The sequence below is a fragment of the Marinobacter sp. genome (assembly GCF_035268745.1).
GTDB lineage: Bacteria > Pseudomonadota > Gammaproteobacteria > Pseudomonadales > Oleiphilaceae > Marinobacter.
This window is the reverse complement of sequence record NZ_DATFKH010000152.1, coordinates 1-2,238: the sequence shown is the minus strand read 5'-3', so window position 1 is coordinate 2,238 and position 2,238 is coordinate 1. Positions and strand designations below refer to the sequence as shown.

The 2,238-nt window shown below is 54.6% G+C and carries 4 protein-coding genes; all 4 read right to left on the bottom strand.

The annotated features are described in order from the left end of the window. On the bottom strand, nt 1-374 hold a 374-nt coding region (locus tag VJ956_RS11570; RefSeq protein WP_324085075.1), incomplete at its 3' end, for a HipA N-terminal domain-containing protein. Beyond that, nucleotides 371-694 (bottom strand): helix-turn-helix transcriptional regulator, encoded by a 324-nt coding sequence (locus VJ956_RS11565; protein WP_324085073.1) that lies wholly within the window; start codon nt 692-694, stop codon nt 371-373. The genes VJ956_RS11565 and VJ956_RS11570, both read right to left, overlap by 4 nt. Nucleotides 695-818: 124 nt before the next feature. Continuing rightward, entirely contained in the window at nt 819-1,637 is an 819-nt protein-coding gene (locus VJ956_RS11560; protein WP_324085071.1) for an SDR family NAD(P)-dependent oxidoreductase, read from the bottom strand. After that, the coding region (locus tag VJ956_RS11555; protein WP_324085069.1) for a CIA30 family protein at nt 1,634-2,238 on the bottom strand (605 nt) is incomplete at its 5' end. The genes VJ956_RS11560 and VJ956_RS11555, both read right to left, overlap by 4 nt.

Below are 2,238 nucleotides of genomic sequence, written 5' to 3'. Positions count from 1 at the left end.
TGAGGGTCCATGGGGGTGGCTTCGATAGCCCCCGGCAAATCTTTTCCGAGATACGAGAGTATCTGAAATTCATTATCGACATGCACCTTCAGGACTTGCGCTATGAGTTCACGTAGGGCGCCTTCTGGGAGCAGATTAGACAGCACAGGGTGCAGCCGTTGATTTCGTGCCCACGGTTCCGACATTAGCCTGGCTGCATTCGGAAACGTGGATTGGGTAATTAAACTGAATGTCGGGCGTGCGGGATTATTTCTGAAGGTATCCGCAATGCTCAATACATTGCGACCATTCTGAAAGCCCGCGAGGTAGCCTACCAGAACGCCATGGATGGTGAGCTGCAATACATTGACTTCATCGTTGGCGTTTGGGCTCACTCGTTTTCTCCCAGCAATCCTTGCCATGGATCATCGGCTAGTGATTCACTTTTTTTCCTGGTGGATTGATCTGGCCCGCCAGGTGTCGTTGAATCTTCCGCGAGTGCAGCCAACACGGCGCTCAGCTTTTCCTGCGGAATAAGCAGCAATTCGCTTTTAAGTCCTTTGGCTACCAGCTCAAGAGTGTCGAGCCTCGGATTGCCTTTGGATTCCAGCCGCTGATATTGCTGGCGGGACATCCCCATGCGCAGCATCATGTCGTGTTGCTTTAGCGCTAAGGCTTTACGGCGAGTTTTTATCTGTTCGAGTAGTGAATTCATGATGAAGCTTATAGGTTGCTATTAGTCCATATGAAACACATTAGTTGCTATTTAGGGTTTTTGCAATATATATGTTGCTATTCGGCTTGCAGCCCACACAGGGCCGGCTTTAGGGGATGGTTGCCTACCTCAATAAGATTCTCTGGATCGACCGGGGAATAAACCGGGTGATAAATTCGGCAACGTAAGTCTGCGGCGTAACCAGATACCGAGGCTTGGGGCGTGTCGCTTCTGCCGCCCTGACAATCTTTTCGGCAACGTCCGACGCACTGGCTGTAAACGGCTTGATGCTGGCGCCTGGCGCCAGTGCTGCTTCCATGGCTTTGTACTTTTCCCGGTGCACGGCGCTTGCCCGGCCAAGCACGGGCTGCAAAGCAGCAAGGGCATGTTCTCTGAACCGGGTCACTACGGGGCCCGGAAGCACCAGCGAGACACTTTCCAGGCTGTTGCTGCCCTGTTCATCAAACCAGAAGCTTTCATGGGCCGTGTTCATCGCGGATTTGGCGGCACAGTAGGCGCCTTTCATTTTTTGGGGCGCGATGGAGAGGACAGAGCTAACCGCGATGACCCGCAAGGGTATGCCGTGTTGTTCGCAGAGTCTCAGGCAGACAGCAGCCAGCTTGATGGGGCCGAATACGTGGGTGCTGAATTGCTTTTGCCACATGGATTCGGAGAGGTCGCGAAGTGCGCCGAATTGCCCGTAACCGGAGTTGTTGACCAGAATAACCCGCTCGGCTGCCGCAATTTCCGTGTCCAGCGAGCCCGCAAGCCCTTCAATCTGCTCAAAGGATTCGAGATCCAGCGCCAGCTCCAGATCTGCAGACTCGACGCCGGTTGGCTGTCGGGACAGGGCGATCACCCTGTAACCTTTCCGGGCAAAGAGGGCGCAGGCTTCATGGCCAATGCCTGCGCTGGCACCGGTTATCAGGGCGAGTTTGGTCACCGGATCAACCTCCAGTCCTGCATCTTCAGTTGAAATTCACCAACCTGTCGCCCGGATACGAAAAGGCTCACTGAAGCCAGGTGCTCAAGATTCAGTGGTTCCGCGTCGGTCACTGTCTTGCCGCGCCAGGTCGGAATGAATTCACTGAACGGAAGGCGTATGCGGCTCCAGTCTTCTGTGTCCGGAGTGAACGCATGCTGGTACACAATGCTGCGTCGGTTGGTGCTGTTGCGAAGGCCGATCTTGTAGGTTTTGCCGTCGCCTTGTGCGAGCAATTCAATGCCTGTCCATCGGGTTGCATCGACGGGTTCCGGTAAGTCTGCTTTGACAGAGGCAAAGCCACCGCCGTTATCCAGTCGCACAGTGCCGTGAAAGAGGCCGACTCCTTCCGTAGAGTGAACCAGCGCTCCGTCCGATTGTCCGCCCATTACCTGGTCACCGAGTGAGTTCCATTCCAATCGTTCGTCTCGACAATCGAACGAAACCAGGGTGGAGCTGGCACTGCTGGTGCTGTGCGTGTCTTTCATTGGCTTTCTTTCGGTCGCTCTCTGCTTGAACGCGTTTATAAGTCCTACCCGATAGCTCTCTGAACGGCCACATA

Bases quoted from the DNA above. Each gene is read 5' to 3' on its own strand.
- VJ956_RS11565 (WP_324085073.1), bottom strand. From the start codon at position 694: ATGAATTCACTACTCGAACAGATAAAAACTCGCCGTAAAGCCTTAGCG.